The following is a 24,723-nucleotide window of genomic DNA, read 5'->3' on the forward strand; positions in this document are numbered from 1 at the left end:
GCGCGCTTGCGAACCGTCTTGAATCGCAGCGTCACTGTCCAGGATATATCGTGAGATCCGATAGCATCAGTTGGTGCACGGGCTTCACCTGAATTTGACCGCTCCTCGCTCGATTGCTCGGCCCGCCAGAAAAATGGAGATACTATGACCGCGAAACCAATGGTAGCTGAAACTCCGGTAACGATCGAGTACCTGGAAAGACTTCCGAATTTTATTTCCATTTGCGCAAGTTGGACTTTCGGACAATGGGGTTGTCAATCAAATGGCTCGTACGAACAAACGCGAGGCGAGTTTGAAGCAGCAACAAAAAATTCAATGCCGCTAACACTGATTGCTATTGAAAACGCACTGCCAGTTGGGATGGTCACGTTGGCTGATCGTGATTTCGATGGAAAATCTCATCTATCCCCGTGGCTTAAGTCGCTCTTTGTCCATCCATTTCACCGGAAGAAAGGAATAGCCACGTTGTTGATCGAGCGGCTGGAGCACGAAGCATTCCGCCTCGGTTACAAAAGCCTTTACTTGATAACAGAGGACGCGCGAGTTCTTTACGAAAAGAGCGGCTGGCTGGCAATTGATAACGTCCATACAGCGTATGGCGCAGCAGCTTTGATGGAGAAAGTCCTGCCAACGCCTCCTCACCTGAGAACCGCTACGCCAGGACGAAAATAACTGAGTCGGAGCTCCAAGCTGCTTTCATGGAAAATCGCTCAACCCCTGAGCAGGCGATGTTGCAACCCGGCAATGCAACGTCCTTGTTGGGCTCCGCTTTTATGGATCATCTTGATGTCGGACAGCCTGTTATTAAGCCATAGCGCAAGGGGTGAACCAGGCGTCGGCTAACAAATCCCATCGTCCCATCGCGCAGCGAGGGCATCTGCCCTCTTTCGTTCCCACCCCAGGCCTTAGCCACTGCTGAGACGGTTTGTGCTGTTGCAAAAAGCCCCAGCAACAGGCCGTACACCGCAGCGAGCTACCCAAATTCCCATCGAAAGGTTCTGAAACCCTATGCACACCAGCAACAACGTAGCATCAGCGATCCTAAATTTTTACTCCTCGCGTTTTGGTTACCTCGGCGGCCGACGGGATCTGCGGGCATCGCTCATTTTCACTTCTTTTTTTGCTTTCCTATTCCATCCTATGCCGAAGCAGAGGCGCTGCTTCCGGTAAAGCCTTCACCATATCTTGTCAGTGCGATTACAGGAAACATGTTTAAGCTGCCGAAACCCGGCGATGACTTGGTCCTGCTATCTGCGCACCGCGGATCTTGGGAGATCTATCCCGAGAATTCAGCCTATGCCTTGCAAGACGCCTGGAATTCGCAGATTGAGAGTGTGGAAGTCGATGCCCGCTTCACCGCAGACAATGAAGTCGTTCTGTCTCACGACTACAGGATTGAGCGCGAGTCAACTGGAAGCGGCCTATTATATAGTCAGAACTTTTCGCAGCTACGACAGGCCGATCTACGGGACCGACATGGCCGCGTTTTTACGGATTCACAAGGGCGAAAGGCGAAGTTCCTAACGTTCTCTGCGGCGCTCGATCTACTCGCCCAATATGTCTCCGATGATGGTCATGGCTACGTGATGATCGTCGATATCAAGGCGGCAGTCGATGATCAGGACCCTACGGATCCCATCGAGCTCATGCAACGCTGCCTTGACATTCTCGCGACCAAGGGAAATGCGAAACTCAGCAAAGCCGTTGTATTCAAGCTCAAAGCAAAGGATGCGGCGGATGTCGGCACGATTTTAAATCGGACAACCTACGACCCCAACCTCATTGGCGGACTCATTATCGTCGAAAACCCGGATGACGAGAATGTGAAGGATTCTAGCTATGATCCCCACGAGGACTCAATCTACGATCAATGGAATGTGGCGCCGTTCCCCATTCAGTTTGAAATGAACCAATTCTATAAAGGTGACGGTCTGCAGGCATATTTCGACTATACCGACCAGACGCAGGGCTTCGCCACCTATCATGAAAGTAACTACTTTCCAGAGGGCGTCGCCAACAGCGCCGGAAAATGCTGCTTCGAGCACAACACGGATCCGAGATCGACCGCTCACCGAGGGATCGTGCCAGATTACCGAGGAGATCCGGAGATGGCGATCGTCAATCGTACCAATCTTATCACTACTGATTGGCCCGACGTAGTCGGCGATATGTTGCGCCAGATAGGGCGCCGCAACACCACCGAGCTGACTCGCTAGAGCAAGACCTCCGCTTCCAAAAAAAGGATTGTTTTGATGAACAATGGAATGAAAATCTTCCTATTGTTTTCCACGCTGGGCTGTCTTCTCGCTGGCGAAGGGCAAGGGGCATCATGCACCAATGAAGCCAATTGTCTTAGAAGCGCGTCGGACAAAGTATCTCAAACGCTCACACCGAAGGTAGTGCCAATTTTCGGGGAATTTCCAAAGCTGTACATACACGACTCGGCGGCAGAAGCGGATTATTCGGTGCCCGAAGATACGAGGCAGGCATTTGACTTCTATACCAACAAGACTTCCTTCAACTTTCCACCGCGCGCGTCAATCGTGACAAGTCAAAGCGCGTCGATCAGACCGGACACGGGGTTCACTGTCCTTTTGGTCGAAAAGACCCGTGAAAATACCGTTCCTAATGGCGGTAGCGCCTTATCCCTTCTAAGTTCTAATTCGAACGATGCTTACCTATCATTCGCGTTGGGAGCCACGCCCAATCCAAATGGTCAAAAGTGGTCTTTTGCGAAAAGCCTGCTTCAAAGCAACATGGCGTCTATTGCATGGTGGCAGAAGCCCTGGGATATGAACGTCGTGGGGCCAACAGGGGCATTCTCCGGCACAGAGTGGATTTACTATACCTTTACTCCAGACGGCAAAGTTCGCATCGACCGTTTTGCGCCATATACCTATTTTCTAGCGTTAACAGCTTACCAATGGGATGAGGCAGTGCTCGACAGTGGGTTCCCGCATTCTCCTTTCAGCTCTGGCACCCCAACCGATCGTCCGAAATCCGTCATTTTCGGATCGGTTGGCCCATGGGTTATTGGCGCTGCAGCAGTGCCCGGTCAGACATCGCCCATGGATGAGCCAATAGAGGCGCTACCGGGATTTGAGGGAGTGACGATCTTCTCGACCCCGTTGTCGATGAAAGAAGTCGTAGCGTATCAGAATTCCCTGAAGAGGAGCGACTTTCTCGACGTCAACATGCTGCCCTGCAACAGCGGCCAGTACCTTTCCGGCGAGATAAGGACTCCCTGCGGCACGGCTCGTCCTGGCAATCCTCCGTCGAATGTAAAATCGGTGGCTGGTGATGGGATCCGCTCCAATATCGAACGCTATGACTAGCGATGTTGGACGACTCTCATTTGTTCCGACGGCGATTAGACGGCATCAGTTTCAGCTACCGCGATGCCGCAATCCCGGCCGCTTTTGAACCGAATGTCTGAGCCAGATCGGGCAAAGATGGTGACCACTCAAGCTGTGAAGTCGCCGCGCTAAGATATTCTAGAACCATAGCAGGATTAAGCCGTCTTCAATTCCTTGAGCATTGCAGCAGTGAGATTTTCTCCGGCGCGGCCCCAGGTGGCCGGCGTACGATCACTCAAAATCGTATCGACTGCGAGATCCGTTTTGTGAAATGCCATCTGAACCCGCTAAGCGACTTGAGCGTAGGTTCTCGTCCGGCCCTTATTCATCTTTGGCCCAGCCGTTGGTGTCGGCCGTCTTCGCGAGGAGGAATGCATAATACCTGCTGATCTCGTCGAGCTTTCTCACTAACTCGCTGTCCGGTCCACCGAGCAAGGTTTGATAGCCCTCGCCTCTTGTTGACCTCTGCCAATCATTCCCAATAAAGTGTGCGGTCGCATTGCCGAGGGAAGAAACCTTTGGTTTTGGGTTGCCAAACGATACGGCTGCGCGGCTCAATCCGTCTTGGAAGCTTGCGTCATCGAGTCCGCTATAAGGCTTTCCTTCGAAATTCTTTGCATTAAGGAAGATCTGCTCGTCACCGAACACGGCATATCCGCCGCCCAAGCCTTTTTTCGTTGCGTCCGCTGCCTCGAAGAATCTCTGTGCGACGGTGGCGTTAAGGCTGCCCTGCGGAAACCGCACGACAACAAAGCCTGTCTTACCTGTCGTGTCGTTGAGGCGAGAGGTAAGGACGCGATATTGGCGGAAGACGTAGCCTAGGGAGCCGGCAAGTCGATCCGCCGCGGCGTCATCGAGATCACCCTCGGTCTGAAGCGATGCATTGGTTTTGAGGAGATACCCGCCTGGCGTAACCTCTGTCCTCAAGGTCGCAGCGTCGATCCCGTTGGCTGTTATGATCTTTGGCACAATGTCTTTTGAGACTTCGGCTGAAAACGTCGCTCGATCAACATAGCTGGCTTGGGCAAGCCGCGGCAAATGGAAACCTGCGGAGGGCGTTGCCCGATAGGACACAAGCACTTTTCGCTTTGCCAGCGCTGTATTCTGGAATGCTGAAGGGATGGCGGCAGCCTCTTTGATTTGGCAACATAATAAAAATGCTGGTAGGTGATGCCGACGTCTGCTTTTGGATTGCCCGCAGCAGTCGCAGATATGCGCGGCACTCGACAAAATTCTTCAAGCTCGTTGATTAGGATCATTCGTCGAGATGACGGTATGCGATGTCACAAACTTTTCGCAGGCCCCGGAAAACCTGTTAATCCACGTTCGTTCACCTCTTGTACAATCCTTGAGACGGCACCCTGTTCTAGATCAAGGTGGTTCGTCAACGCGGACTCCACCAGGGTCGTTGCCGTGCCTAATTCAGACATTGCGGCAATTAGCTTCTCGAGGCTTTCAACAAACGCGGGCCGAAGTTCCGACGCAGTTATTTCCATTCGTAAAGGGTGAGTGCAAAAACAGAATCGGTGGACGATTTTGCAAGCCTCGCAATTCGATGCTTCTTGGGCGATTTTAGTGAATATCGCCTCTGCCCTTAAGGCAAGTTCGTCAGGGGACAATTTATCCGTCACGGTCCAGCTCTCTGGGACCTGCGGCCGCATTCGATTTAATGCCGAGATCAGGATCTCACGTCCGACACCATAAAAATCTAACAGAGCTCTTTCCGACATCGACCTCGTGAAAAAGCCTCTTTGAGGGATGTATTGGATCTTCCCTTCAGCTGCAAGCCGCTGAAGCGCTTCGCGAACTGGCGTTCGACCAAGATCGAGCTTAGACGCTAGATCCTGTTCCCTGAGATGTTGCCCCGGCACACGACCGTTACTGTGGAGAATTTGTCGAATAGCATCGTAGGCAATATCGGCCTTTGCAGGTTCTGGTTCAGTAGAAAAATTTGGGTCACCCCCACGACCTTGGGGCGTGTTCTTGCAACACCGCATTTGATAGTTTTCCTCTGTCGATATCCTTCAAGGACCCTACAGGAGCTTTTTGCATTGAGACCGGACGGTCGCTTCGAATTGAAGGTCGAATTAGTCGGCCCTTCCAATACCGGCACCGCGTTTCGCGCCCGAACCAGATTCGGCATCAACCACCTGTATTACAGCCGCGGCCGTAATTGGCAGCTATCGCATTCTGCCACTAATTTCAATGCCATAGGCACAGGGCTGCGACGGGATGGCGCGCTGGTCCAATATCTACCACCTGTCGTATTTCGCGTAAGTTATTCCTATCAATCAGCCGATTATAGGCATCGGCAGATTTGATGTATCCGCGGTTCGCGAGAGCCTCGACTTGTCCATCAGTCGCGATGGTTTCGCCGTTGTCAGAATCACCTCCAGCGCAATCAAAGACACGTTCAGATTTTGAAAGAGACCATGTGATCTGATGCATTCGTTCCGGTTCGTGTTTGGTGGCGAGAAGTGCTTTGGTTAGGTCCAGCCCTATGCTTGCCTCGTGTTCGGCAGATGGTTGTTGCAACGTCGACAATTTTTCAGGGCTCAGCTCCATGCCGGCCACCACGGGACGGCTAACCCGATAATATCTTCCGCTATCTGCGACTTCGCGAAGCGCATCCAGATGCTCGTTCCGTGCGGCCGGCCAGCGTATAGCACGCCGTGGAGCAACCACACGTTCGCCATCGAGGAAGGCGAGCCCCATTTCCGGGCTATCACGCCTGGCTTTGTTTGGATGCATTTTGTCACGTCGGTTCATCTAAGCCTCCCGTCGCTGACCAGGATAGTCCCTTGCCGCGTGTTGAGCAGGTCTAGACGGCGCTCCGCCATAGATCAATATTTAACAATAATATATTTTTTGATATATTTGGCCCATCGCCATAGCGTAGGCTTATACTTTGGTGATCGAATCCAAAACTCGAACCGATATAGTATTGTGCAAGCATGTTGAAGGTTTGCTTGAGTCCGCGAATGTTCGAGCTGACAATCTCCTGTTGGTGATGGCCAAGGCGCGAAGTGGTCATGTACGGCTATGACTCCCTCAAGCAGAACGAAAAGTTCCCCTCTATCTGACAACCCCGACATGTTGGTCGGATTGAGTATTTCGTCACCATCGGGCCGATCGCCAGTAAGTTGAACGTATTGGCAGAATCTGAGTCTCGACGGAGACACTTACTTCGCTCTTGTATTGAAAGTCGAACACAGATCGCTGCCAGGAGACCGCGTGGGAAGAACACCGGTTACGCCGAAGTCAGTTTACTCGGACCACCATTATATTCGGCCGGCAGAGAAAGCGTTCTCGGCAGGTCGGAAACGAAGCCATCCTGGCTCCCCCTTGCGGTAGATCCAACTAGTATCGCTGGGCGAGCGACACACCGCAAAGCAAAAAACGAACGGCATTCTTATCGCGCCAGTCACCGGCGCTCGCTCCCGGAACATTGATACTTTATCCTCGCGACACAGGCGGTCTCATAGCCACAACACGTGGCTGCCGTCGAAACAAGTTCGACGACAACCACGCTGCCTTGGGAGGCGAAAGGTTTTCCCGAGAATCCGGTCTTCCGGATGAGGTAGCAGAGGCAGCTACTATTCGTACACATTCGACGAACGTAATTGTCGCCGCGAGAATCGTTGGAGGCGCCACGCTAGATTATCGCGCCGGCGGCTACGCACCTACAGAGGTGAACAGTCTCACAGCAGATTCAGCAAAGGTACAGCCGATTAATGTCCTCCTCCCCATGGCAGCCACGAGCCGACGCACATTTGCCGATGTCGAGAAAAATACCGGTCATTTTCATAATTTCTTTGCGAGCGACAGAAAGCTAGGCGTGTTCGTCGGGCCCATATTGCCCACAACCGGCGTACGAATGAGGTATCCAGATTGTAGGTAATCCGAGGACATCGGCGAAGAGGTCGTGGCAGCGAGCCTCCCAGGTTTGGCAGGAGTGAGGGCTCTTGCGCATGGTTTTCTCAATCGAGTCACAAACGAAATGCACCCCGTGATGACTAGGGGATAGACGGGTGGCCATGATGACGATACCAGTACGCATTGCAAAACAAGCGCCCTGGTGTCGCCAATGATCGGATGACAAGCGCGAACAGGTGCTGCGACAACTGCTGATCTACAGCGCATGATCGCGATCATCGCCTCGGCCGCTTCGGTTCCACCCGATCGTAACTTTCGCAGGAAAGCTCTTGTCCTGTCGATCTGGCAGACCGTAGTGCCGCTGGCTCATCGAGAAATCTCGAATTTTTTCGTGCGTCGGTGGACGCCCATCCCAATGTCGCAGTGAGCTCCGGTCAAGGATCAACTTCGACTTGAACCGTGTGCACCGCATTTCTCGCGTCAGTCAGCGGCTGTTCTTCCCCAAATTCGTCCGTGCACCGACATAGCAAGATATTCTGGCCTGATGTAGGGGTCCACGGCAACTCGAACCGCTGCCAACTTCTTCCCTCGCGCGGCCCTACTGAGGCAGTCCGCCATGAGCCTCCACCGTCCACGCTGACCTCGACGCTAGAGATCCGATGATCTCCCCAAGCCCAGCCCCATATTTTCGTTGGCATGGCCGCTGACAGCAGATCATTTGGTGACGGCGACACGATAACGGACTCCGGGGCGACACTCCACACCGGCTTCATTCCGGAAGCCGTTGCGTCGTTATAGAAGCGTGTCGTATAGGCGCCGCTCGCGCGCCTATCCGCAGCCGTGATCGAACCAACCCATTTTACGGAGTTTGTGCCATACCAACCTGGCACGACCAGTCGAACGGGGCCTCCGCGCTCCGGAGTGAGCGGCCGACCGTTGATCTCAAGCGCGAGAAGAACCTCTTCTGCGAGTGCTTTCTCGATAGGCAGGTCTTTTTGATAGGCTTCTTCAATTTCCGCGTATTCGCCCCACTCGAGACCGGAAGTCCATACATATGACGCATCGGTGCTAATCTTTGCACGTTCCAGAACAAGCGAGAGCGGCACGCCTTTCCAAACCACATTGCCGATCCTGCGCTGGGCAACTGTCGGGGCAAGCGGGCTTCCAGCGCATTCGTGAAATGACATGTACTCGCGCTGAGGCATGGCTTGGAGATCCGAGAGACGAAACCTCGTTGGGGTGTCCACGAGGCCATCGACATCGAGATGCCAATGGTCGGGGTCGATGTTCAGGAACCCCATATGCGTGACCAGAAAGAGATCGTCCTCCGGGGTGATCCAGGAGCTGAGCGCATGAACACCTTCAGCCGGACCCTGGAAGGAGAAACCCGTGTCTATCATGTGCATACCCGTCCGAGTCATTGCCTTACTCCTGCATGGCCGGTGCATCGAGGCGGGTTCCATATCCCTCCCGACTTTCTTGGAACAGGATCGGTTTGCGGCGTGTTCGGTTGACAGTGACGTCGAATATATCAAAGCGGTTGTAACCGGCAACGACGTCATGAAATCGTTTCGGCTCAACACAATCGTCGAGATCGATTTGGGCATAGCCGATACCTTCGTCGATCATTTCGTCACCAGTTGCTGCTCCAGTCGGCCCTACGAAAAAGCTAGTGGCCCGCGGACTGGCATCTATGATCGCTTCGATCGCAGGATCATCCAAAGCAATGGATTTGCGTGCGACTTCGTCCAAGCACCCCGCCACGATGATCCCAAAGCATTTGGCCTCGAAGCAGTGCGCTGAGGCACGGATGCGGTTGGCTGCTCGATTGTCATAGTTGTCGCTTTCTGTGGGAACGCGAGTGGGCCAGATCGGCGGATAGCTGCTTATATGAACTTGCTCGCCCTGGGTCATCAGACTGTAGCGCGCGAGCGGATTTGTATTTTCACCGCAAATCAGGCCACCAATGCGACCGATTCTCGTGTTTGCGACGACCAACCCTGCGCCATCGCCCGGATCCCAAACTAGTTTTTCAAAGAAGGTTGCGACAAGTTTTCGATGGTGGACCAGGATTTGGCCGGTATCGGAGATCAGAACATTGCTATTCCACAAACCTCCGGCACTTGCCGGGTTGCGCTCGGAAAAACCGATTGAAACGAAAACACCGTTATCGGAGGCGGCCTTTCGCACACGCTCAATCTCCGGGCCGTCAATGTACACCGAAGCTCTCAAGAAGCGTTTGAAATGTTCGTGCGATTGAATCGGCGGGTAAAGTGCTGCCCAGACAGGGAAACCGGGAAGAAAGCTCTCCGAAAATACCACGAGCGATGCGCCGTTTCGGGCAGCCTCTGCTATCACCGAGCAAGCTTTTTCCGCGCTCGCCCCAGGATCGAGATAGACGGGGGCAATATGAGCAGCCGCGGCCCAGAATTTCATGTTTCCCATCGACATTCCTCTACTGATCAAGGCTCACCATCAGCCATCTCGACTAGCTCGGCAAAGGCAGGCTCAAGATTGCCGTTTTGCTGTGAGGCCGATTTCAATGCGTGCTCCAAGCGGCAGGCTGGCGCAGCCGATTGTAGTGCGGGCCGGGTAGGGTGATGAAAAACGCGTGGCGTAAATCTCATTCATCTGGCCAAAGTCACCCATGTCCGTGAGATAGACATTGACGGATACGACATCATCCGACCCCAGACCTGCTGCCTCAAGGACTTGAAACAGATTATCGAAACACTGGCGTGTCTGGTCGGCTACATTTCCGTCGACAAGTTTGCCGGTGCCGGGGTCTAGCGGTGTCTGGCCGGAGCAGAACAGAAGGTCGCCGGCCCATGTCGCGTGCGAATACGGTCCCACTGCCGCAGCGTTTGAAGCATTCACAGTTCGTCTAGACATGCGTTCTCCCAAGGTAGGTTCAAGTAGTGCGACCTGCTGGCGATCAGCGTTTCCGCAAGATATTTTGCTTCGCTGCACACCACACGTACAGCGGCACAGCACGTTTGAGACTATCAAAACGAATTTGCGAGCCAACCCGAATAGGATGCACTACCCTGTGCAAAAATAGACGGAGGTAGCATGGCGACTGCAATCGATCATCTTGATTGGGACGATCTCAAACTCTTCCTCATCGTCGTCCGGTGCAAGAGCGTGACTGGCGCCGCTCGCGAACTAAAAGTCAGCCACTCCACCGTATCTCGGCGACTTGCTCGTCTGGAATATACAGTTGGCAGTGCACTCGTCGAACGGACCAAGGACGGACTTCTGCTGACACCGGCCGGCCTGGTTACAATGCGGCGAGCGGAGGAAATCGAGAACGGCGTGAATGCTCTTCGAAGCGACGTAAGCAATCGTGACGAAATACGCGGCACAGTCAGATTAGCCACAATGGAAGGCATCGCAACGCTTTATCTCTCAGAGCGCCTCGTTGAACTCAGTAGCCGGTACCCTGATCTTGACCTCGAGCTTGTAACATCGCCGCAATCGGTTCGGGTCGCCCGCCGGGAAGCAGATCTATTCTTAAGCTTCTTCAAGCCACATGGAACTGCTCTCGACAGTCAGCTCATCGGACGCTTCAAGACTGGCATGTTCGCTTCGCAGGCCTATCTGGAGCGTAATGGCGTTCCCTCTCAAGCTGCGGATCTTAGCGAGCACCGCTTTGTTGGCTATATCGAGGAGCTGGTTCAGCTCGAAAGCGTTCTTTGGCTGGAGGAACTTGTACCTGCTCCAAAGATTGCGTTCAGCTCAAATAGCATGATGTCGCAGATGTTCGCGGCGTCTGCGGGGGCAGGAATTGTTGCCCTTCCAGAATTCGCACGCAGCCTGGACATCGGTCTGGTTCCAGTGCTGGAAGAGCTCAGCGGCGAGCGTGAAATCTGGATGTCGGCACACCAGGACCTAGCTTACCTTCCAAGAGTAAGAGCCGTAAAGCAATTCCTGAAGGAACTGTTCCGCCGCGACCAACAACGCCTTCTGAGAAACGCACCCTGGTCTTCGTGATGTTTCTCAATCGGACCGCTCGCACCGCTACGGCCGACTTGGCAGGCGACCATACAACGCCGTCCATTTCTGCACATCGGGTTGCGAAAGTGTCGGCTTTCCCGACGATGCCGATTGCGTCAAAAAATTGCTGGCTCGGTCAAAGGAAGGAATCCCTCATGTCGCAAATCAGCCGCGACGCCTGCAAGACTTTGGACCTTCTCCGCCTGCGTGCAGATACCCCCGGCACAAAGAATAGAAACCACCTTAATAATGCCGGGGCTGCGCTGATGCCGAGCGCGGTGATCGATGCAGTGACTGGGTACCTGAACCGGGAAGGCGAAATCGGAGGTTACGAGGCGGCAGCGGAGGCCAACTCCTTGTTAGAGGGAGCCTATGACAGCTTGGCCACTTTCGTAAGCTGCTCTCGCGACGAGATAGCGATCGCTGAAAACGCGACGATCGCCTGGCAGCGCGCCTTTTATTCCCTTTCTTTTGGACCTGGAGACAGGATCCTGACGGCAAGTGCGGAATTTGCAGCTAACTACATCGCCTTTCTGCAGGTTGCCAAGCGCACGGGCGTATCGATCGAAGTCATCCCAAATGACGCTTCTGGCGTACTCGATCCGGACGCACTTGCGAAAATGATTGATGATCGCGTTCGGTTGATTGCAGTTACCTGGATCCCGACGAACGGTGGGCTCATCAATCCAGCAGCAGCGATCGGTCGAATAGCACGAGAAAATGGCATTCTCTATCTACTCGACGCATGCCAAGCTGCCGGCCAAATCCCGATCGATGTCAACGCGCTCGGCTGCGACATCCTCACCGCTACTGGCAGGAAGTTTCTCCGTGCGCCGCGGGGGACTGGTTTCATGTACATGCGTAAATCAGTCTTGGATAAGATCGAGCCAGCGATGATAGACCTGTATGGCGCGCCCTGGACTGGTCCGGATCGATACGAATTGCGACCTGATGCGAGACGCTTCGAAACTTGGGAAAAGAACTATTCGGTTCGCCTCGGCTTGCGGGCAGCAGTGGACTACGCGCTCGGCATTGGGATCGAGAACATCGAAGAGCGTTGCAAGCGCCTTTCGTCAAAGCTTCGCGAAGGCCTGAGGGGGATGCGTGCCGTGTCCGTACATGATCTCGGGACGCCCCTTGCTTCCATCATCTCATTCACTGTCAACGACTGGGACTCGTCAGCTGTCATGGCTTATCTGACTGGCAAGGGAATCAACGTCTCAGTTTCCCCTCCTTCCAGCACACCCGTCGACGCCTATACGCGACAACTCCCGCCCGTAGTGCGAGCGTCGCCACATTATTACAACACCGAGGAAGAGATCGAGGCATTTCTGGAGGCGATCGCTGGTATTGCCTCGTAGCTGGTCTGCTCGGCTGACAAATGAGCGGATCTTTATCGCCCAGCCTATTCGAGCGGCGCCACGTGTTTGCCCGAGACGGACAAGCCGGTAATTTGCGGTTACCAGTCGCTCTGGGAACTGGTCCTGAGCTTGGCTGGAGCCAATGTGGCGGCGGCTATGCGCATCAAGCGCGTCAGACGCCGGACGAAGTTGTGCACGAGGTGAAGACATAACTCGCCAGTAGCCCGTACCGATGATTGCATTTTAACCGACGAGATGCTGCTTGGCGGGCGCGACCGATGGCAAAAGTTCATATAAGTCTCGCTCCGATACCGAACCGGATACGGGCTTCTGCCGTAGCGACGACTGCACCCAGTTCCATCAGCCCGTCGATCCCCTTGCGCATGTCGGTCACGCCGGAGGCGAGATCGACCCGCGCGCCCGGCGCGATCATGCTTCTTCCACCGAGCGGATCAGCGCCTTCAACACGTCAGGTGCAATATCGGCATCGACCTTCAAACACGACCGGCCTCACAGCCAATCTCGATCCGCGTAGATCGTGCCGACCGCCTCGCAGCGAAGCTTTGTTGCCGGGTTCGGTCGCTCTGCTTGACTGGTCGGTTCCGATGCGGTCAATGCGACAGGCAGGAACGAAACGACCGGTTCGGCCTGTTTGCCCGCGAACGCCCTGCGCCAGGTGTAAATCTGCTGAGGCTTGATATCGTGCCGACGAGCAACATCGGCAATCTTTGGGCCTTCAGCGGCAGCCTCTTCCAGTATCGACAGTTTGTCGTCATCGGACCAGTCACGCCGACGCTCGACACCCGTCAAAATCTCCATACGGCCCATAGTTCATCCCTGATGATATCTCTAATGACGGAATTAGTGACGTAACTTCAGGTGTTCGGCGAAAATCTCAAATTGGCGATCTCCTTCAAGTTCCTTCAACTCGCCGAAGCATGTGTTCAACGTTAATCGCGTGGAAGATAAAGCCGAGCTCGCTAAGCGGAGAATCGAATCGGATGTCGTCTATTGTGGCGATCAGGCGGTCAGCATCAATCAGTCCCAGTTCGTGCAGCAGGCAACGACGGGACAATTGACTAGTGATCCCGCTAGCACCGATAATCAGCGAGCCGGTCAGGTAGTTTTCGAAATTTTCTCTTATAGAAACGCCGAAGAACCGTTTGGGATATCCAAGCCGTTCCAACATCCGGCGATGCAGCGCCTTTTCGTGCCTCCAGGCTAAAGGCAAACTCCGATAAAATCGTACGGCTTCTGGCTGGGCGAATGGGCTAATTGGCCATATGCCATGGCTCGCAAACAAAGGAGCCCGCGCGGCGTGTGCCTCCAGTACCGAGATGGGCAGAATAGGAAAGGGTGCCCGATCGCAGCTTGCTGCATAGTCGGGCAATCGGTTTTTGAGCACCCGTGTCATGGCGGAGGGAAGGATCGCAGGAAGGAATGCATCGCTAATATTACGAGCGAATTGCTCATGATTTTGCTCGAAAGCGTGGGCCATTAGCAACTCATCACCGCCTGTACCAGTTGCGACCGCTCGTGGGGCTGAGGCAGTTGCGAGCGACTCCAATAGTTGATGGAGAGGCCGCTGCAGATCGGCATTGTAGGGAGCGGGGATGTAGTCGCTACTCACTTCGAACCCACACGGAACCATTGGTATCGTGTCAACACGCAGCGTTTGGTCGCGAAAGCCAAAGTGCTCGATTGCTATTTCGCGCCGCGAAGTCTGTTGACTACGAGCTGGCCCCTCGACCTCCAAGGCATAGGTTTGCAGGGCGTCAGGATGCTGCCCCGCCAAAATGGCGGCAACGACTGCCGAATCCAATCCTCCGCTGAATTCGCTAGCCGTGAGGGCGGGCGTGAGCGGCCAGCGACGCAGCAGGGTGTCGATCAAACGGCATGCTGCGGCTGCAACGTCGGCCCCAGCCACAAGCGGGGTGGGGATGAAATACGGTGCTGGAGGGGGATATCTCGTCTCGACGGCTCCCGTCCTGCTGATGCAAAGTGACGCGCGCTCCGTCAGCATGAAAACACCGCGAAACATCGTGGTTGTTGCATAGGGGAGCGTCCCGACAAGACGCAGGCCAGTTCGGTCCGTGTCGACGTCGGCGAGGGTCATGCCCGAATAAAAGTCCGCTATCGACCAGGAGAGATCAATGCGCTCGCCGCTGACCTTCAGATAAAGTGGCGCAACACCTCCATGTCCGGCGCTGAACGTCACCGTGCCGGAATGGCGATTGATCGAAATTGTCTGATAGTCCAACGGCCATTGCCCAAAAGCACAGAAATCATGCGCTCGTTCTATCGGCCAATCCCTGAGTGCCACAATCTGCCCATTCGCTTCGGCGGAACGCTCGCGGCAGATCAGGATGATTTGATCAGTGGTGTCCCACCGGAAGCTTTCGAGCAAAGGATGGTCTAGGATCTTGACAGAGATGTTGGGGTAGGCTGGCGGGTACCTCGGGGGCTCAGCCACGCACTCGAGATGACCTCGGTCAATCGTTCCCTTGAACATGGATGATCGCTTAGTTGATGAAAATCTAACGGGCAGTGACCGCCGCCATGGCGACGGTCACACGGATGAAACTTAAACGTCCAGTTTGTCCATGTCGCCTGGCTTGCCCCCCTTGATCATGGCAGCAATTTCTGTGGTCGAAGGGGTCGGTCCGACGCGCGGCGCCTTGGCAAACACGCTCAACTCGCTACCGATTGGATCAATGGGCTTGCGGGTAGTTATCGTTTCCATGTTATGATTCTCCTTTGGTTTTCCTCGCCGTCCCCATAAGGGGCCAGTGACGCGATTGACTGAGGTACACTGTCCCATGCCGCTCTAGGGTGGCATAGGCTGCGGAATTATTTGGCTGCAATCGATCCGGGCGGCTACGCGGCTGGCTCGCTGACCTAAGCACTGAGCGTACGACAATCGCCCGGTAAAAAAGCAGGTCTTATTGCGATGTGGCGCCGCTTGCACAAAAGAATTCCAGGCGGGGACTCGTGCTCGCTTTTGAGCCAGACTGGCGGCGAATTGGTGACCAAAACTTCCTGAGCCGTAAGGTTCAAACATCGAGCGGAATTTCCTATGCTAGCTAATTGCCTAAAACGTCTGCGGAGAGGACGATGGGATGACTTCGAGCGGCACGACCAATTCTTTTTCGAAAATGCTAGGCTCTGAGAGGATGTGTGTTTGCCACCCGTTGGTGCGCAACGAGTTTATCAGTTTTGGGTGCGTCTCGCCGATGAGCGAGCTGATACCAGCAACGCGGCAAAACTCCATCAACCCGATCATCAAAACACGCGATACTGGAACCCCATCAATCTTTTCGTCCCCGCTTGCAACCGCCCACCGCGTCCATTCGAAAACGTCGTGCGACCTTGGCCACTTTTGACCTCGCATGATTTGCGGGTAGACGGTTGAAAGAAGATGTGGCTGAACCGTAGGAAGGAGCCGAGAATACCCGATCACCGCATCGTTCTTGAGAACGCTAAAATGAACAGCGCAATCGTGATCAAATTGATCTATTTCCCGTCTGTCACTCTTGCGTAACGCCTCCCACCCACGTCGTTCCACAAATTGCTGGTGTCGAAATCGCCAGATTTTCTCCATGATTACAGCGTTAGCCCGAGAGTGCCCAATGCAAATCTTGATCATCGCTCCCTTCCTCCCGCATCACTATGCTTGATCTTGCGGTCCTTCAAAATGAGTAGAACTACTCATCTCTGCGCTAGGTCGCGGGTGATTGGCGACTTTTTCGCGCAGCGTTCGTCGCGCAATCATGATTTGAATTCAGACAATCCCGCGCGGCGTGGGAAGGCGGTTTCGGAAAGATCGGCCAAAACGGGTTTAGAATGCCATCATCTCGTGCCGCTAGAGTGAATTTGTAGAGCATAGGTGTGCTCAAAGACGCCTAAGGCTCGATCAAGCCGGCTCTCAGGCCGCTTTTCGTTTGATGGGATTACGCTAGAAAACCATCTCGGCCGGCGCTTATCTGCTACCGACCAAATAGGCTTCGACCGCTCTTACCGTCCCGGATCTCGGGGGCATGCCTATGGGTTGATGGTGGTCTGTCAGGGAGTAAATCTACTCATTTACGTCACCCAGAAATGATTATAGCTGAATTGGTGTCTCCAATAACACTCGCCTCAGTTGGAGCTGGGCCAAGAAGCGGTCCAAACGATTGGATCAGTCCTGGCGTGAAGACAGAAAATCAGCGGAAAGGGAGAATCAAATGTCCTTGCATGTCAGCTATGTAGACAAGGAAATGACGGATCATGCCCGTGCATCACAGCCGGGAAGCGCGGCGCTTGCCCAAGGAACGCAATATTCGTTGCTGTTGAAGAATCAATCGGCGCAACCTTGGACCTTCTATGTCTATCAAAAGATGCCTCAACCTGTTGCCAATGTCTTCTCCTTGGCATGGTTCTGCTCTCCGTATAAAATTCGGGTTGGCAATCAAATCAGATTCACTTGGGAGATCGCCTATAATTTCGTCTGGAGCGACACGGGACAACTGATTCCTGGCGTGGACTTTCTTTCCTCCGGGGTGGAGGACTGCAGCCCCAGCGGGAGAAACACCACTACTTTTTCATTAAGTGATGGACCTGGCCTGACCGCGCCGATCAAGGGTGATCCTGCAGGATCACTGGTCATCAACGATGCTGCCAATGTGCCAAACAACCGGTTCTCCGTGGGCATCGGCATGTCCGGAACAGGAACTTATGTTGCACAAGCGGGCACCAATCTGCTCCACACGTTCACGCCAACTCCGAGCTATTGGATTGCGGCGGGAACAAATGTGACTATCGGCTCGGTGCTCAGTATCGACACGATCACCCAGACCAGGGAAGCCAAGTTTCCCTCTGCCGTCTTCAATCTCGTAGGCGTGCTCCAAGAGGACAATACCTGGGATATCAACCCGGCTTGATGGCAAGGTGAATTGGCATCAGCTCCGCCCGTCAGGGCGGAGCTGATGCATGGGAGCGCCTGTTGTTGCTGATAATTGGCATTCCTTCCCTCACACATCAATCTTGACCGAGGAACCAAAGATGTTTGCAGGGCCTCCAATCGGTGCGATCTGTCCCTTTGCGGGGCAAGTTGCCCCTATCTCGAGCTCGGTCAATACAATCTGGAGCAACACACCCTGCGCAAGCTCTAGCGTGGCTGCGGGTACAAATGCGGAAGCTCCTATCAGCTACGTCGAAGCCCAGGGATGGATGCTTTGCGATGGACGCTATCTCAGGGCAACCGCCTATCCAGAACTCTACGCCGTTCTCGGCGGACTCTATGGAGAGCGGAATTCTACGGCCGATCTGGAATTTCGGATTCCAGACTACCGTGGGCTGTTCCTGCGCGGTTTCGATGCCGGTGCCGGTATGGACCCTGACGCGAAACGACGGCTAGATCCAACTGGAAATAATGTCGCGAATGTTGTTGGGTCACTCCAATGCGATGCTCTGCAAGTTCATGCGCATCCCTATGAGATAACGACGCCGGCGGGAATTTCGCAACAGGGCAGTGCCGCCGGAACTTCCATTTCAAGCAAATCGACAGGTTCACCGGAAAATCCGGCACGCACAGCTCTTGAGACGCGTCCCAAGAACGTGGCTGTGAACTACCTGATCAAGTTTCGGTAACTTGAAAGGGGCGCAGGTCCATTCATTCGATTCAGAGACATCGGTCCGGAAGCGACATCTTGCCGGCCGGCAAAGAGGAGAAGCTTAATGACTGCTACTTTGAGAGCTTTCGGGTGCCTAGCTGCTTTCGCCCTGACCGTCACCTTAGCGCAGGCCGCCGCGGCTGAGGAGCATCAAAAAGGCAAGGTCGCGGCGAAGCCCGTAGAAACTGGCGTTGTGATCCGCGGCGTCACGCTTGCCGGCCCAGTTGGAAATCCGGGAACGTCAACCGGGAAAACATGCGACTTCAGCGGTGAGCCCGTGGATCCATCCGGACGTTTGGAGGGGGCAAGCGTCAACTGCAGGCCAAATGGCACCCGGGCCAATACATTGCCAGGGCTACCCGCACGCTTTAACGCGTATTGCATGATAAATGCGCCGGTCAAAAGTGCGCGGCTAAACCAATCTGCCCGACCAGAAAATGCCAACCACTGCGATCTGTCGGGGATCACCCCAAAAGACGCGACTGGTCAATTCGGGGGGGCCGTCTGGCGATAGGCCATCATTGGACGACTTCTGAGGAAACAAATTCAAAGTGCGTCCTCGCAGCCACCCAATGGATGCTGTTTGCTCGACCTACCGAAAATTGCGTTGCGCCTGTCTATCAATTCAGGCGCAGATCTAGCTCTGCATTTCAACGGGGCTACTATCTGATCATGATGGCTGTCGTGATCCAACAGGCCCGATCTTTGAAGTGGCCGAAAACTCCATATATTTCAGCGAATGATTCTGAGACGAAAGCTTTCGGCAATCATCTGAGGTGTATTAACCACATTGAGCTTTCGTTGGATGTTCAAAATGATATTTTGAATAGTTCGATGGGATCGTCCGAGAATCGTTGCGATCTCTATTGCTGTTTTGCCTGCGGCACACCAATGGATGATTTCGCGCTCTCGCGTTGTGATCATCGGTAAGGCCTGAATTTTTCGACTGGCATCATTCCCAATTTGGGCGCGGAGCAAGCTGTGCGCGTAAGCCGCCATCAAATAGAGCGCGCTTCGGTCGCAGGTTGAGAGCTCCACCTTTTCCGCTCCAAAACTGACAATCGATTGAAACCCGGCGGCAGTGTGTAAAGGAACGCTAAAACCGTCAATAAACTTGAATTCGCGTGCCTCATTCATAACACGACGGCTCTGCCGATCGAGTTTTTGATCTCGCAGAGCTTCCGACTGATCTGAACCCTTCAAACTGGACCAGTTTTGGTTAGAGTTTTCCGGTGCATTTTCCTGGCTTGGAAAGGAACGGAAGACGATGAAGGCATCGCAGTTTTCAGACGCACAAAAGGCGTTCATTTTGAAACAGGGTGATGAAGGTGTGTCTGTCGCGGAGATCTGTCGCAAGGCGGGGATCAGCCAGGCGACCTATTTCAACTGGAAGAAAAAATACGCCGGCATGTTGCCGCCGGAGATGAAGAAGCTGAAGCAACTCGAGGACGAGAACGCTCGGCTGAAACGGATCGTCGCAGATCTGACGCTCGATCGCGAGATGCTGCAGGACGTCATCCGGCGAAAGCTCTAAGGCCTGCTCGCAAGCGGGAGGTGGTGAAGGGCATGTGCCGCGATTGGGCGATCTCGATCCGGCGTGCCTGTGAGGCGCTGAACTTTGATCGTTCGACCTACCACTACACCTCTCGCCGTGCCGATCAGGCCGGTCTGGAACGTCGTATTCGAGAGATCTGCGAGACGCGTGTCCGTTACGGCTATCGTCGTGTGCATGTGCTGTTGGAACGCGAGGGTTGGGGCACCAACATCAAGCGAACCTATCGCATTTACAAGGACTTGGGTCTTCAACTGCGCAACAAGACGCCGAAGCGGCGAGTCAAAGCCAAGCTGCGGGAGGATCGGCAAATGGCAGTCGGTCCGAACGATGTCTGGGCTATGGACTTTGTTCACGACCAACTCGCGACTGGGAAGAAGCTGCGCGTCTTGACGGTGGTCGATACCTTCTCGCGTTACGTACCGGTGCTTGATCCACGTCACAGCTATCGCGGTGAAGATGTCGTGCAAACCCTGGAACGAGTATGCCGGAAAGTTGGCTATCCGAAGACGATCAGGGTGGATCAGGGGACTGAGTTCGTGTCTCGCGATCTTGACCTTTGGGCCTATGCCAAAGGCGTCACCTTGGACTTCTCACGCCCCGGCAAACCGACCGACAATGCGTTCATTGAAGCGTTCAATGGCCGCTTCCGCGCCGAATGTCTGAACCAGCACTGGTTCCTGACCCTTGCGGATGCCCGCGAAAAGATGGAGGATTGGCGTAGAGAGTATAATGAGTTTCGGCCACATGGTGCGATCGGCAATAAGGTGCCGATCTCGCTGATGAAATCAGGAGGCGCAACCAGCCCGCCTCCCTGAATGAAGCCGGAAACTCAAGCCTCAGCTGGTCCAGAAACCTGGGGCGGTTCACGACCAAACAAATCCGTGATCACATGTCTTGCTAAGCTGCACTATGGGATCGGCGTGGATATAGTTGTTTTCACGATAGCGGTCAAACCACCCGGCTGACCAATTGCCCAAAACGAAATAGGGATCAATTCGCTCCGGAGGCGAGGGGATCCCGGATATCGCGAAATAACTAAACCCGAAATATTGTGAAATTTTACCAAGCAAGAGTAACACATCGTCTTTGCTCTTTGCACTGGCTGACTCTGACAGGAAATCGAACACCAGATTCGAGACCGCTGAGGATTCTTCCTTCACGACAACCTCCCGGTTCGGCGCAAGATTAACTTCGTCACATCTAAGCAGTGGGTGCCCAGTTCCGTGGGCGGCTAGACTCTGAAAACCATATTAGATACCCTTGATACATACAACCAAAAAGCGCATCTTCCAGGTCAAGTTGGTCGCCTGAATAAACGTGCGCGTTTTCGCCAGCGGGGTCGTCGGCGGCGAACCGTTTGGCGCCACTCGTCTAAAAAACAATTCGAGCTGTCAATTTTTGCATGTGAGTCTGCACGCTGAAGCCGTCTGCTAGAACGAGCGGCGGGGCAATGCCGGCGAGACGAAGATACTCGACTTGGGAAACTTACCAGCTTACCAGCTTCGGGCATGCGTCCGAATGAGCTTTGTGCACCAATCAATGAAAAGCCGTAGGGTGTGCGAGGAAGAGGCACTTCGTAGTGAACTCCTGGACTGATCGGCACCGGAACGCGACGAACTTTTTTCCCAGTTTGGTGCGTCCCCGTGCGGCAAGTAGCCGGGAACCGGCCTGGCGCTCAGGCGTAAGCTTGCAGTCGGTCGGGATCCACTAAGACGAGAATTTGTTTGTTGCTACCGCCCACCTGGGGGACTTCGCCGACGCCGGCGATCATTTGCAGCCGCTAGGCAATGAAGGGATCCACCAATGCTGCATTCCGGACAGTCAACTACTCTTTGAAAAGACCACGAGCGACAGGATCGCCTGGTCGTTCGCGTTGAACCGCCTAACTTGCGGCTCGGCGACCCCCTCCGGGAGGCGGGCTCCGACCAACGCGACCCGATCTCGACGTCCATAATATATTCGTAAATATATTTACGTACGGTTTTTCCAGGTATTGGTGAACTATCAATGCATTACGGATCTTTGACATAAACAAAACGAATATACTACAAAATATATCCTCTGCGTCTCTTGTCTTCAATCAGGTAATTGTAGAGAGTCTGCTTAAGAAGGAGGTATGATGCTGAAATATTCAACAGGCGAAGGGCTGTCGCAGAGGAACGTCGGGGGCTGTGGTCCAGGAGGTAGGCTCCGGCAAGCACAGCAGCGGCAACGCCCCCTATGTCCCAAATAGCGTCGGGTCGACCCAAGACCCAACGGACGCGATGCAAAACTTGATCCAGTAGACGATCTGGCTCTTCTCATGCAAGCTCATGATGCCCTCTCCGCGGCTATCGCGGGTCAGGCGGGGTTTGCAGACCTTTGGGCGTCCAGCCCAGCACCGGATGCTAGTTTCGCTCGTTATGGGGTTATATATGTCGCTAATTAAAAGAAAAATCTTCTCCGTGGGCGTCTCGACCCTAATTGCATGCGGCGCGTCGGCGGCCGATCATCGAAGAGATTGCGAACCTGCTTGGGATTTCCCGGCAGCAGTTGCGTGATATTATCACTGAGAAGAAGCCTGTTTCCCCGAATATCGCTGCACGTCTAGGAAAGCTATTCGGCATGGGCGCTGGGGTATGGCTGCGTATGCAGGTTGCATATGATGCATGGCAGGCCGAGCATATCGTTGACCTTAGCAACATACCGACGCTTGAGTTTGCGTAGGGTTTCGACGCCAAAGTAGGAGCTATCGAAAGGCAGGCTTAGAAGCCTGCCTTTTTGCATCGAGTACTAGGCAGTGATGGCATCGAGCGGCACGGAAATGAAATGCTATGCCGCTTAGCCTTCTTTGGAATTCGTCCAGCTATCCGAATTAATGCCTTGAAATTCTTCCCGAGCCACCGGTTCGACTCCCTACCAGAGCAGCAGATCTCAAATCAAAATCGAGGGAACGGGAGGCATCTAAAGGGAAATCGTTCGCTTAGATTTTGGCGGTGGTTCGAATTCGCATAAGGCAATCATCGTCAGCACAACGTGGCGAAATCACGCACAAAGGGGCGCCCGCGAAGGGGCTGCTGAGTTTTTATTTCGGCCGGCACGCGATTTCAGGATCAGAATTCCACAATAGAAAGGAATATTAGCATCCTGTCGTTATCATTAGTACATTAAATCTATAGACTATAACTACAAATGAGGTGTTGCGGGATGAAAATTCTGGGTCTATCGGGAAATGTCAAGCAACCGTCGCGAACTGCTTCTGTTGTGGAGGCGGTCGTCTCTGCAGCGGCATCGAAGCTGGGTCTCGAAAGGCGAACCATAGAGCTGGTTGACGCAGCTCCCATTCTATTCAAGGCGCTTCGATCCGACCAGTTGGATGCCGAGGGGCGTGCGATTATCGACGCCGTCGAGGCGGCTGATGTTCTCGTTGTCGGGTCGCCGGTCTACCGGGCATCGTATACGGGCGCTCTCAAGCATCTTTTCGATCTTGTCGACTACCGCGCACTGACGGGCAAGCGGGTCATTCTAGCTGCCACAGGCGGCACACCGCTGCACGGTTTGATGACTGAACATCAGTTGCGTCCGCTGTTCGGCTTCTTCAACGCCCTGACGCTGCCGACCTCGATCTACGCCACCGAATCCGATTTCGTGGACTATGAGATTACCAGCCCTGTGCTTCGCGAGCGCATTGAGCGCGCCGTTTCGGAACTCGCGCAGGTGCTGCCCGTCGCCGATCACGCTGCCGCCGCCCGCGCTCATGGAAACCGTCCAGCGCTCGTCGCCGCGTTTTAAGGGAGAGTACCATGTCCTATGCCAGTAGAGAGCCGGTCAAATTTGCGTACTGGGTGCCCAATGTTTCGGGCGGCCTCGTCATTTCGAACATCGAGCAACGCACCAGCTGGACGATCGAGTACAACAGAAAGCTGGCGCAAATCGCCGAAGCGAGCGGCTTCGATTACGCACTGAGCCAGATTCGCTTCACCGCCGGCTATGGCGCTGAGTTCCAGCATGAATCCGTTTCCTTCAGTCATGCGCTGCTGGAATCCACGACGACACTGAAGGTGATCGCCGCCATTCTGCCAGGCCCGTGGAACCCTACGTTGGCCGCCAAACAGATCGCCACGATCAACCACCTGACCAACGGTCGCGTCGCCGTCAATGTCGTTAGCGGCTGGTTCCGCGGCGAGTTCCACGCGATCGGCGAACACTGGCTGGACCATGACGAGCGCTACCGCCGTTCGGAAGAGTTCATCCGTGCCCTGCGTGGTATCTGGACCGAAGACAATTTCACGTTCCACGGCGATTTCTATCGCTTCAACAATTATTCGCTGAAGCCGAAGCCAATCGATCCGCAGCCGGAAATCTTCCAGGGCGGTTCCTCGCGCGCCGCGCGCGACATGGCATCGCGCGTTTCCGACTGGTACTTCACTAATGGCAACACGCCGGAGGAAATCGGCAAGCAGGTCGCTGACATCCAGGCCAAGGCGAATGGCAACGGTCATTCCGTCCGCGTTGGCGTCAACGCTTTCGCCATCGTCCGCGAGACCGAGGAAGAGGCAAGGTCCGTCCTTGCCGAGATCATCGAGAAGGCCAATCCGGACGCGGTCAATGCCTTTGGCCACGAGGTGAAAAATGCCGGAAAGTCGTCGCCTGAAGGCGAGGGCAACTGGGCGAAATCCTCTTTTGAAGACCTGGTCCAGTACAATGACGGCTTCCGCTCGAACCTGATCGGCACGCCTGAGCAGGTCGCGCGACGTGTGGTCGATCTAAAGCGTGCCGGGGCCGATCTCATACTGCTCGGCTTCCTCCATTTCCAGGAAGAGGTCGAGTATTTCGGCAAACACGTGATCCCGCTGGTGCGGGCCATCGAAGAGGCCGAAGCTTCGACGGCAATTGCTGCGGAATAAGTGAGCATGAGACAGGCGGCCGGTTTTCGGCCGCCGCCGGGA

The 24,723-nt window shown here is 54.5% G+C and carries 21 protein-coding genes and 4 pseudogenes; 12 read left to right on the forward strand and 13 right to left on the reverse strand.

Annotation, left to right across the window (positions count from 1 at the left end):
• Nucleotides 1-144: 144 nt before the first annotated feature.
• The 3 genes from U5G49_RS36215 (at nucleotide 145) to U5G49_RS36225 (ending at nucleotide 3,335) form a co-directional block, all read left to right on the forward strand.
• The gene (locus tag U5G49_RS36215) at nucleotides 145-672 is read left to right on the forward strand and encodes a GNAT family N-acetyltransferase (RefSeq protein WP_246289406.1); all 528 of its coding nucleotides are present in this window, start codon (nucleotides 145-147) and stop codon (nucleotides 670-672) included.
• A gap of 536 nt (nucleotides 673-1,208) precedes the next feature.
• Nucleotides 1,209-2,216 carry a glycerophosphodiester phosphodiesterase family protein gene (locus tag U5G49_RS36220; protein WP_193446206.1) on the forward strand — a complete coding sequence of 336 codons (1,008 nt, stop codon included), beginning with the start codon at nucleotides 1,209-1,211 and terminating at the stop codon, nucleotides 2,214-2,216.
• Nucleotides 2,217-2,252: 36 nt separating this feature from the next.
• Complete coding sequence (locus tag U5G49_RS36225) at nucleotides 2,253-3,335, forward strand: hypothetical protein (RefSeq protein ID WP_376770338.1); 1,083 nt, start codon at nucleotides 2,253-2,255, stop codon at nucleotides 3,333-3,335.
• Nucleotides 3,336-3,677: 342 nt separating this feature from the next.
• Here the strand turns inward: U5G49_RS36225 and U5G49_RS36230 are convergent, their stop codons facing one another.
• The 6 genes from U5G49_RS36230 to U5G49_RS36255 form a co-directional block, all read right to left on the reverse strand.
• Nucleotides 3,678-4,436 carry a hypothetical protein gene (locus U5G49_RS36230; RefSeq protein ID WP_376770337.1) on the reverse strand — a complete coding sequence of 253 codons (759 nt, stop codon included), beginning with the start codon at nucleotides 4,434-4,436 and terminating at the stop codon, nucleotides 3,678-3,680.
• A 203-nt stretch (nucleotides 4,437-4,639) separates the two neighbouring features.
• A complete protein-coding gene (locus tag U5G49_RS36235; RefSeq protein WP_193446205.1) occupies nucleotides 4,640-5,353 on the reverse strand; it encodes a GntR family transcriptional regulator in 714 nt (237 codons plus the stop codon).
• Nucleotides 5,354-5,558: 205 nt separating this feature from the next.
• Nucleotides 5,559-6,125: a hypothetical protein gene (locus U5G49_RS36240; protein WP_193446204.1), complete on the reverse strand. Its 567-nt coding sequence runs from the start codon at nucleotides 6,123-6,125 to the stop codon at nucleotides 5,559-5,561.
• A 1,541-nt stretch (nucleotides 6,126-7,666) separates the two neighbouring features.
• Complete coding sequence (locus U5G49_RS36245) at nucleotides 7,667-8,653, reverse strand: molybdopterin-dependent oxidoreductase (RefSeq protein WP_193446203.1); 987 nt, start codon at nucleotides 8,651-8,653, stop codon at nucleotides 7,667-7,669.
• A gap of 4 nt (nucleotides 8,654-8,657) precedes the next feature.
• Nucleotides 8,658-9,677 (reverse strand): carbon-nitrogen hydrolase family protein, encoded by a 1,020-nt coding sequence (locus tag U5G49_RS36250; RefSeq protein ID WP_193446202.1) that lies wholly within the window; start codon nucleotides 9,675-9,677, stop codon nucleotides 8,658-8,660.
• Nucleotides 9,678-9,740: 63 nt separating this feature from the next.
• Nucleotides 9,741-10,124 carry a RidA family protein gene (locus U5G49_RS36255; protein WP_131714257.1) on the reverse strand — a complete coding sequence of 128 codons (384 nt, stop codon included), beginning with the start codon at nucleotides 10,122-10,124 and terminating at the stop codon, nucleotides 9,741-9,743.
• A gap of 180 nt (nucleotides 10,125-10,304) precedes the next feature.
• Between U5G49_RS36255 and U5G49_RS36260 the strand changes: the two genes are divergently transcribed.
• Together U5G49_RS36260 and U5G49_RS36265 are read left to right on the forward strand one after the other, a co-directional pair.
• Nucleotides 10,305-11,225, forward strand: a complete 921-nt coding sequence (locus tag U5G49_RS36260; protein WP_193446201.1) for a LysR family transcriptional regulator — start codon at nucleotides 10,305-10,307, stop codon at nucleotides 11,223-11,225.
• Nucleotides 11,226-11,383: 158 nt separating this feature from the next.
• Complete coding sequence (locus tag U5G49_RS36265) at nucleotides 11,384-12,589, forward strand: aminotransferase class V-fold PLP-dependent enzyme (protein WP_193446200.1); 1,206 nt, start codon at nucleotides 11,384-11,386, stop codon at nucleotides 12,587-12,589.
• A 289-nt stretch (nucleotides 12,590-12,878) separates the two neighbouring features.
• On the opposite strand, the gene U5G49_RS36270 is transcribed toward U5G49_RS36265, so the two are convergent.
• The 5 genes from U5G49_RS36270 to U5G49_RS36290 all read right to left on the reverse strand — a co-directional run bounded on the left by U5G49_RS36270 (nucleotide 12,879) and on the right by U5G49_RS36290 (nucleotide 16,235).
• Nucleotides 12,879-13,022, reverse strand: a complete 144-nt coding sequence (locus U5G49_RS36270; protein WP_193446199.1) for a hypothetical protein — start codon at nucleotides 13,020-13,022, stop codon at nucleotides 12,879-12,881.
• 77 nt (nucleotides 13,023-13,099) lie between these two features.
• Nucleotides 13,100-13,399 (reverse strand): transposase, encoded by a 300-nt coding sequence (locus U5G49_RS36275; RefSeq protein WP_210262400.1) that lies wholly within the window; start codon nucleotides 13,397-13,399, stop codon nucleotides 13,100-13,102.
• Nucleotides 13,400-13,502: 103 nt separating this feature from the next.
• On the reverse strand, nucleotides 13,503-15,101 hold the full coding sequence (locus U5G49_RS36280; protein WP_193446197.1) for an asparagine synthase-related protein: 1,599 nt from the start codon (nucleotides 15,099-15,101) through the stop codon (nucleotides 13,503-13,505).
• 72 nt (nucleotides 15,102-15,173) lie between these two features.
• Complete coding sequence (locus tag U5G49_RS36285) at nucleotides 15,174-15,332, reverse strand: hypothetical protein (RefSeq protein ID WP_193446196.1); 159 nt, start codon at nucleotides 15,330-15,332, stop codon at nucleotides 15,174-15,176.
• Nucleotides 15,333-15,680: 348 nt separating this feature from the next.
• Nucleotides 15,681-16,235: an acyl-homoserine-lactone synthase gene (locus U5G49_RS36290; protein ID WP_193446195.1), complete on the reverse strand. Its 555-nt coding sequence runs from the start codon at nucleotides 16,233-16,235 to the stop codon at nucleotides 15,681-15,683.
• A 577-nt stretch (nucleotides 16,236-16,812) separates the two neighbouring features.
• Between U5G49_RS36290 and U5G49_RS36295 the strand changes: the two genes are divergently transcribed.
• Both U5G49_RS36295 and U5G49_RS36300 read left to right on the forward strand, forming a co-directional pair.
• Nucleotides 16,813-17,508, forward strand: a complete 696-nt coding sequence (locus U5G49_RS36295; protein WP_193446194.1) for a protein rhiA — start codon at nucleotides 16,813-16,815, stop codon at nucleotides 17,506-17,508.
• A 49-nt stretch (nucleotides 17,509-17,557) separates the two neighbouring features.
• A complete protein-coding gene (locus U5G49_RS36300) occupies nucleotides 17,558-18,217 on the forward strand; it encodes a phage tail protein (RefSeq protein WP_193446193.1) in 660 nt (219 codons plus the stop codon).
• A gap of 755 nt (nucleotides 18,218-18,972) precedes the next feature.
• Here U5G49_RS36300 and U5G49_RS36305 read toward each other — a convergent pair.
• Nucleotides 18,973-19,425 (reverse strand): annotated as a pseudogene (locus tag U5G49_RS36305) (helix-turn-helix transcriptional regulator); the annotation flags it as partial.
• A gap of 82 nt (nucleotides 19,426-19,507) precedes the next feature.
• On the opposite strand from U5G49_RS36305, the pseudogene U5G49_RS36310 reads away from it, so the two are divergent.
• A pseudogene (locus U5G49_RS36310) lies at nucleotides 19,508-19,657 on the forward strand (transposase); the annotation flags it as partial.
• On the forward strand, nucleotides 19,639-20,610 hold the full coding sequence (locus U5G49_RS36315; protein ID WP_322790971.1) for an IS3 family transposase: 972 nt from the start codon (nucleotides 19,639-19,641) through the stop codon (nucleotides 20,608-20,610). The pseudogene U5G49_RS36310 and the gene U5G49_RS36315, both read left to right, overlap by 19 nt.
• Nucleotides 20,611-20,661: 51 nt before the next feature.
• Here the strand turns inward: U5G49_RS36315 and U5G49_RS36320 are convergent.
• Nucleotides 20,662-20,955 (reverse strand): annotated as a pseudogene (locus U5G49_RS36320) (autoinducer binding domain-containing protein); the annotation flags it as partial.
• A gap of 1,336 nt (nucleotides 20,956-22,291) precedes the next feature.
• Between U5G49_RS36320 and U5G49_RS36325 the strand changes: the two are divergent.
• The 3 genes and pseudogenes from U5G49_RS36325 to sfnG all read left to right on the forward strand — a co-directional run.
• Nucleotides 22,292-22,501: pseudogene (locus U5G49_RS36325) on the forward strand (HigA family addiction module antitoxin); the annotation flags it as partial.
• 480 nt (nucleotides 22,502-22,981) lie between these two features.
• Nucleotides 22,982-23,566 carry an FMN reductase gene (gene msuE / locus U5G49_RS36330; protein ID WP_193446191.1) on the forward strand — a complete coding sequence of 195 codons (585 nt, stop codon included), beginning with the start codon at nucleotides 22,982-22,984 and terminating at the stop codon, nucleotides 23,564-23,566.
• An 11-nt stretch (nucleotides 23,567-23,577) separates the two neighbouring features.
• A complete protein-coding gene (gene sfnG / locus U5G49_RS36335; protein ID WP_193446190.1) occupies nucleotides 23,578-24,681 on the forward strand; it encodes a dimethylsulfone monooxygenase SfnG in 1,104 nt (367 codons plus the stop codon).
• Nucleotides 24,682-24,723: the final 42 nt, after the last annotated feature.

This window comes from Rhizobium indigoferae (genome assembly GCF_034554815.1).
Classification (GTDB): domain Bacteria; phylum Pseudomonadota; class Alphaproteobacteria; order Rhizobiales; family Rhizobiaceae; genus Rhizobium; species Rhizobium leguminosarum.

Excerpts from the sequence above, each read along its gene's own strand:
- U5G49_RS36215 (WP_246289406.1), top strand. The coding sequence starts at position 145 with ATGACCGCGAAACCAATGGTAGCTGAAACTCCGGTAACGATCGAGTAC.
- U5G49_RS36220 (WP_193446206.1), top strand. The coding sequence starts at position 1,209 with ATGTTTAAGCTGCCGAAACCCGGCGATGACTTGGTCCTGCTATCTGCG.
- U5G49_RS36225 (WP_376770338.1), top strand. The coding sequence starts at position 2,253 with ATGAACAATGGAATGAAAATCTTCCTATTGTTTTCCACGCTGGGCTGT.
- U5G49_RS36235 (WP_193446205.1), bottom strand. The coding sequence starts at position 5,353 with ATGCGGTGTTGCAAGAACACGCCCCAAGGTCGTGGGGGTGACCCAAAT.
- U5G49_RS36240 (WP_193446204.1), bottom strand. The coding sequence starts at position 6,125 with ATGAACCGACGTGACAAAATGCATCCAAACAAAGCCAGGCGTGATAGC.
- U5G49_RS36245 (WP_193446203.1), bottom strand. The coding sequence starts at position 8,653 with ATGACTCGGACGGGTATGCACATGATAGACACGGGTTTCTCCTTCCAG.
- U5G49_RS36250 (WP_193446202.1), bottom strand. The coding sequence starts at position 9,677 with ATGGGAAACATGAAATTCTGGGCCGCGGCTGCTCATATTGCCCCCGTC.
- U5G49_RS36255 (WP_131714257.1), bottom strand. The coding sequence starts at position 10,124 with ATGTCTAGACGAACTGTGAATGCTTCAAACGCTGCGGCAGTGGGACCG.
- U5G49_RS36260 (WP_193446201.1), top strand. The coding sequence starts at position 10,305 with ATGGCGACTGCAATCGATCATCTTGATTGGGACGATCTCAAACTCTTC.
- U5G49_RS36265 (WP_193446200.1), top strand. The coding sequence starts at position 11,384 with ATGTCGCAAATCAGCCGCGACGCCTGCAAGACTTTGGACCTTCTCCGC.
- U5G49_RS36270 (WP_193446199.1), bottom strand. The coding sequence starts at position 13,022 with ATGATCGCGCCGGGCGCGCGGGTCGATCTCGCCTCCGGCGTGACCGAC.
- U5G49_RS36280 (WP_193446197.1), bottom strand. The coding sequence starts at position 15,101 with ATGTTCAAGGGAACGATTGACCGAGGTCATCTCGAGTGCGTGGCTGAG.
- U5G49_RS36285 (WP_193446196.1), bottom strand. The coding sequence starts at position 15,332 with ATGGAAACGATAACTACCCGCAAGCCCATTGATCCAATCGGTAGCGAG.
- U5G49_RS36290 (WP_193446195.1), bottom strand. The coding sequence starts at position 16,235 with ATGATCAAGATTTGCATTGGGCACTCTCGGGCTAACGCTGTAATCATG.
- U5G49_RS36295 (WP_193446194.1), top strand. The coding sequence starts at position 16,813 with ATGTCCTTGCATGTCAGCTATGTAGACAAGGAAATGACGGATCATGCC.
- U5G49_RS36300 (WP_193446193.1), top strand. The coding sequence starts at position 17,558 with ATGGGAGCGCCTGTTGTTGCTGATAATTGGCATTCCTTCCCTCACACA.
- msuE (WP_193446191.1), top strand. The coding sequence starts at position 22,982 with ATGAAAATTCTGGGTCTATCGGGAAATGTCAAGCAACCGTCGCGAACT.
- sfnG (WP_193446190.1), top strand. The coding sequence starts at position 23,578 with ATGTCCTATGCCAGTAGAGAGCCGGTCAAATTTGCGTACTGGGTGCCC.